Raw genomic sequence first — 5,069 nt, 5'->3', positions numbered from 1 at the left:
GACCGAAGGAGCCGCCGCGGCGGGCGTGGCCACCGGCCCGGTGCCGCCAGGGGCCGATCCGTCCGAGACGCCGGTCGAATCGGTCTGTGGCACCGAGACATTCGTCGCGCCGAGGCCGGTCCCCGTGGAGTCGGCGGTGATCGGCGCCGCGGGCACCGGGTGAGTGCCGTCGGGAGTGTTCGCCGGGCGCGCGCTGTCCGCGGTCGTGCTCGACGTGCTCGTGTCGTCGCGGGACTGCGTGGACGGCTCCGAGGCGCCGGACCCGCGATCGGCGGAACCGCCGGAGTCGGCTTCGGCCGACGAGCGGTCACCGGCGCCGGACGAACGATCCCCGGCGCCGCCCTGCTCACCGCCCGCGCGGGCATCGCCACCGGAAGAGTTGCCCCCGGAGGAATCGCCGCCACCGGAATCGCCACGATCGCCCGAAGACGCCGCGGCGGGGCTGCCGGGGGCGCTGGGCTGCGCCTGGCCCGCGCCGTTGCCGTTGTTCTGCGCGGCGCCCGTATCGCGGCTCCCGGCGCCTGCCTGTGTCTCGCTGCCCGGCGCGGCCGACGCGGAGGTGACGCCGTTCGGCGAGGTGGTCTGTCCGTTGGTCGAGGTGGTCGGTGCGTTGGGCGAGGTGGTCGGTGCGTTGGGCGAGGCGGCGGACGGATTCGTCGCCGGGTCGCCCGCGCCCGCGGGCATCGTGCCGTCCGGCCCACCGGGCATGGGGCCGTCCGGCCCACCGGGCATGGTGCCGATGTTGATCGTCGGGGTCCGGGTGTTGCCCATCGGACCGCCCGCGAAATCGGACGACCCGCGCCAGCCGTAGATCGCGCTCGGCCCCATCCCGGACAGCGCGCCGCCGGTCAGCATGCGCGGATCGAGTTCCCAGTTCCCGGTGAGCGCGCCGGTCGACACCCAGGCGGCGCCCGCGCCCGCCAGTCCCGCCCCGGCGCCGACGACACTGCCCCTCAGCAGTCCCTGCAAGCCGCTGTCGGCGAGCCCGGTGCGCCCCATCAGATTGTGCAAACCGAAACCGGCGCCGCCGCCCGCGCCGCCGGCGATCGCGGAGATGATCGCGTTCTGGCCGACCGCGTTCCAGTCCATCTTGTCCTGGTAGCCCTGCGCCATGTTGAGGCCCTGCACGCCGACCTCTTGGATGGTGCCCTGCAGCACCTCGACGATCGCCTCCTGGACGATCTCGTAGACGACCTTGATCACGATGTCCTGGGCCGCGCGGGAGATCGCCATCCGCCCGACGATGGAGGTGATCCGGTTCAGCAGGGCGCCGCCGAGCCAGCGGATCGCGGTCTGGGTGGCAGCCAGCGCGCCCGCCTGCGCGAACGGCGCGCCGGGGCCGAGAAAAGCGGCGTAGGCCAGTTCGGCCGCCAGCCACGCCAGCGAGAAGATCACGTTCAGTTTGGCGGCGCGGATCTGCCCGGCGTAATCGGTGGCCGATTCGGCCATCTTGTCGAAAACCTTGGCCAGCGAATCCAGCGATCCGTCGCCGGCGATCAGCTTGTTCAGCTCCTGCTGGATCTTCTCCTTGCCGTCACCGTCGGGATAGGCGATCAGCAGGGACCGGATCGCCGTCTCGGCCTCGGGGATCGCCGTTTCGCGCAGATTTCTGCCGACTTCGGCGATCGCTTCGCCGAGTTCCCGCTGCAGATCCTCGTTTCCCTCGGGCCAGTCACTGCCCGCCACCCACTCCAGCCAGTGCAGCCAGCTGGGGATCATGATCGCCATAACCGCCCCGCCCGCGCGCTACCAGCTGGGATCGACGACCCCGGGCCGCGGCCGGGCGGTGCGCTCGTGGTCGATCTCCTCCACATCGCGGAAGGTCATCGCCGCTTCCTGCTCCGCCGCCCCGCGTTCGGACGCGTCCGGCGGTGCGATGGAAACCGGCGGTTCCAAGGGAATGTCGGTTTCGAAGTCGGGCATGCCCTCGATGACTTCAGACAGCTTGGGCAGCCGTTCGCGCCGCCGGGCGATCGGCGCGATCAGGGCGGCGGTCTTCTCGGCCACGTCGGCGGCGGCCTGTTGGGCGGTCCTGGTCACGGTCGCGGCGATCTCGTCGTAGCTCAACCGCTCGATGCCCGAGGCGAACCGGGTCTCGATGACGATGCCGTTGGCGTTGACCGTGACGGTGACCAGTTTGTCGCGCGAGGTGGCCGTCGCGGTGAGCCGGACGCGCTGTTGCTGCGCCTCGGCGATCGCGCGCAGCTGATCGTGGAAGGCGTCGATGACCGACCCCATGTCGCGCTCGTCGTACTCGCCTGCCATACCGCCCTTTCCACGCTCGAACTCACCACGCACGGTATCGGCCGCGCATCCTGATGTGGTGTGAACTAGCGGCTACGGAAGTTCTCGGTCGAGGCCTGCTCGTAGTTGTGGACCGCGTCGGCGGCCCGGTACTGCCCGTCGGACATGGACTCGAAGGACTTGGCCATGTTCTTGGTGCCGGTCAGCATCTTCTTCATCGAGGCCTTGAATCCGTCGTCGCCCTCGGCGAACCGGGCGCCGAACTTGTCGGGCCCCCACGCCGCCGGACCGACGGACATCGCCGCCTCCACGGCCGCCGCGAGCCCGCTCACCGTGCGATGGACCTTGCCGGTGTCCTCCCCCGCCGCGCGGAGCTTCTCCTCGTAGTTCTCGAACCGTCCCGCCATGCGCGAACCCCGTGTTCTTTCGACAGACTTCGGAGACAATGATCGCACAGCCCGCACATTGCCCGCGCGTGAACATCTCGAAAACTCTTTCACGGTGGCCGTTTTGCGGCACGTCACGCGTCGATCACGCCGTGCCTGCGCCGGAATCGTTCCTCGAAATCGGCGATGTAGCGCGCGGGCGCCACCGAGGACGAGGACTGTTCGAGCACCCCGTCGTCGCCGACGTAGAACAGCGCGCGGCCGATGGCGATCTCGCCCGGCTCGGTCGGCAGATAGACCATCCAGCCCACGCTGAATCGCTCGGCGCGCAGCCGATCCAGCGGGAAGCCGGTGATGTCGGTGTCGCTGTCGGCCAGGTGCCTGCGCACGGATTCGATGGCGTCGGCCTCCGGCATCGGCTCCGGCAGCGTCACCGTGACACCCGCCAGTTCGAGCTGGTAGTAGGCACTGTCGATGTCGTAGGCGTCGGCGTCGGCGAAGATGTCGGCCAACGTCGCCCGGGTGACGAGCCCGACCTCCGCCGCGGACAGCAGATCCGCCACCGCGGTGCGCTCCCGGGCGCCCACGTCGGGGAGCATGCCGCAGATCACGTCGATCACGGTCTCCTCGGTCCAGATCCCCGGCACGGCGTCGCTGAGCCGGGCGGCGGGCGGCGACTGGCCGCGATACCAGCGCCCGCCCTCCCACCAATAGCAGAACGACAGCATCCCGTTGGCCGCACGGGGATTGAGCACCGGACTCGCGACCCACGAGGGCGCGCCGGCGTAGAGCCCGGGCATCGGTTCGCCGTCGTTGTACACCGCGTCGAGTTCGGGGGCATCCCAGACGCCGCCGGACAGCACGGCCCGGCCGCCGGGCAGCACGTAGAGCGTGCTGCCACCGCGCCGCGCCCCCTCGAACCAGCCGAGCGCGGGCAACACCCTTGGGCCCCACTGTGATCCGATGGCCACGAAGGCCGCCGCCATCACCGCCCAGCGCGCCCACATCACCGGCATGTCGGGAAAATCGTTGTCGGACATCACCGCTCGCGTCCCGTTCGCGCGGTCGGCCCGCGCCTGGACCGCAGCGTGCCGCGCGGTGCGCACCTGCCTGCCGCCGTGCCCGAGATAGGCCGCCAGCCACACCGGCAGCCGGTCGCGGGGATAGGCCTCCAGATCGGCGCGGTAGACCTCCGGCGCGAACAGGTGCTCGTCGGGGAACGGTTCGTCGCCGTAGTCGTAGTCGACCTCGAGCGCACCCTCTCTGGTTAGGGTGATCAGCAATCGCCACCACGGTCCGTCGCTGAGCCGGGCCGACAGATCGCGCTGCTCACGGACCGCCGCCAGCACCGAATCCGGGGGCTGCACGCGCGCAACGCCGTCCCGGTCGTCGGTGTAGACCACCTCGGCGAGCTGGGCGGGCGCGGTGCACACGAACACCGCGCGCAGCCGTTGCCAGCCCGCGGGCCCGAGTGCGGCCAGCTCGCGGGCGATCGAGTGGTTGATCTGTTTGGCGCGCTCGGCCGGATCCTCCGGTTCCTCGTCGGCCTCGCCCTCGACGAGGGTGAATCCGACGTCTGGATCATCGTTCTCGTCGGTGAAGCCGCGCATGAACTCCCGCAGGAACTCTTCTCCCGCTTGTGTTTCGGAGTTTCCCGCCGCCACCTCGTCGACCGGAGCGCGGTCGGAGGGTGCCGGGGCCTGCTCGTCCGGGTTGGTCACGTCGCCGTTGTCTCCTCATCCGCGCACCGAGATCGCAGCACGACGGCGCGCACGATGCCGTGCCTGGTGTGTCACCATCCTGACACAGCGGCCGCGGCCGCGGTCGCGGACGAGTGCCCCCGCACCGCCGTTCACCCGCGCTCGCGGCGATTGTGCTCCTCGATCATCCGTCGCAGTTCCGCGCGGCGGGCGGCGGCGTTCGACCCGTCGAGCTGACCGGCGAAGGCCGCCCGCGCCGCGCGCACCAGTTCCTCCGACACCGCCGGATACGCGACGGCGATGGCCATGAGCGCGGCATCGGTCTGCACGTCGAGGCCGGTCTCGGAGCGCAGTCCGCCCCCGCTGGTCACCGAGGCCAGCTCCCGCTCGAAATTGCGGCGCAGTTCCTCGTCGGTGGGATGTCGGCTGCGTGCCATCGTTCCTCCGGTGTGCTCGTGTGGTGATCGTGGGTCCGGCGCCTGGCCGCCGGAGCCAGCGTATCCCCGGCGCGGGCCGCTCACAGCCGGTGCGCGGGTTCGTCGAACAAGCGCAGGAAGTCCGGCGAGGGGTCCGGCCCGGCGTCGCCCCGCGGGCCGGTCTCCGCGCCCGGCCGACCGGCTTCCCCGCCCACCCGCCCGGGTTACGCGGCCGCGGGCCTAGCCCCCCGCAGCACATAGGCGAGGAGGTGGGGGGGGGGGGTGGGGGGGGCCGGGGGGGGGCGGGGCGGCCGCCCCGCCCC

The 5,069-nt window shown here is 71.4% G+C and carries 5 protein-coding genes; all 5 read right to left on the bottom strand.

Annotated features, from left to right (window positions below; genetic code table 11):
- Nucleotides 1–1,728: hypothetical protein (locus QH283_RS00750; RefSeq protein ID WP_280501088.1), on the bottom strand; the 1,728-nt coding region annotated here is incomplete at its 3' end.
- A gap of 18 nt (nucleotides 1,729–1,746) precedes the next feature.
- Entirely contained in the window at nucleotides 1,747–2,265 is a 519-nt protein-coding gene (locus QH283_RS00745) for a YbaB/EbfC family nucleoid-associated protein (RefSeq protein WP_280501087.1), read from the bottom strand.
- Between the two features lie 65 nt (nucleotides 2,266–2,330).
- Entirely contained in the window at nucleotides 2,331–2,651 is a 321-nt protein-coding gene (locus QH283_RS00740; protein WP_280501086.1) for a hypothetical protein, read from the bottom strand.
- Between the two features lie 113 nt (nucleotides 2,652–2,764).
- Nucleotides 2,765–4,351 carry a hypothetical protein gene (locus tag QH283_RS00735; RefSeq protein ID WP_280501085.1) on the bottom strand — a complete coding sequence of 529 codons (1,587 nt, stop codon included), beginning with the start codon at nucleotides 4,349–4,351 and terminating at the stop codon, nucleotides 2,765–2,767.
- 131 nt (nucleotides 4,352–4,482) lie between these two features.
- Nucleotides 4,483–4,767 carry a hypothetical protein gene (locus QH283_RS00730; RefSeq protein WP_280501084.1) on the bottom strand — a complete coding sequence of 95 codons (285 nt, stop codon included), beginning with the start codon at nucleotides 4,765–4,767 and terminating at the stop codon, nucleotides 4,483–4,485.
- Nucleotides 4,768–5,069: the final 302 nt, after the last annotated feature.

Source organism: Nocardia farcinica (genome assembly GCF_029867845.1).
Lineage (GTDB): Bacteria > Actinomycetota > Actinomycetes > Mycobacteriales > Mycobacteriaceae > Nocardia > Nocardia farcinica_A.
Note: the sequence above shows the minus strand (reverse complement) of the source record. Positions and strands in the feature narration are given on the sequence as shown.

Bases quoted from the DNA above. Each gene is read 5' to 3' on its own strand.
- QH283_RS00745 (WP_280501087.1), bottom strand. From the start codon at position 2,265: ATGGCAGGCGAGTACGACGAGCGCGACATGGGGTCGGTCATCGACGCC.
- QH283_RS00740 (WP_280501086.1), bottom strand. From the start codon at position 2,651: ATGGCGGGACGGTTCGAGAACTACGAGGAGAAGCTCCGCGCGGCGGGG.
- QH283_RS00730 (WP_280501084.1), bottom strand. From the start codon at position 4,767: ATGGCACGCAGCCGACATCCCACCGACGAGGAACTGCGCCGCAATTTC.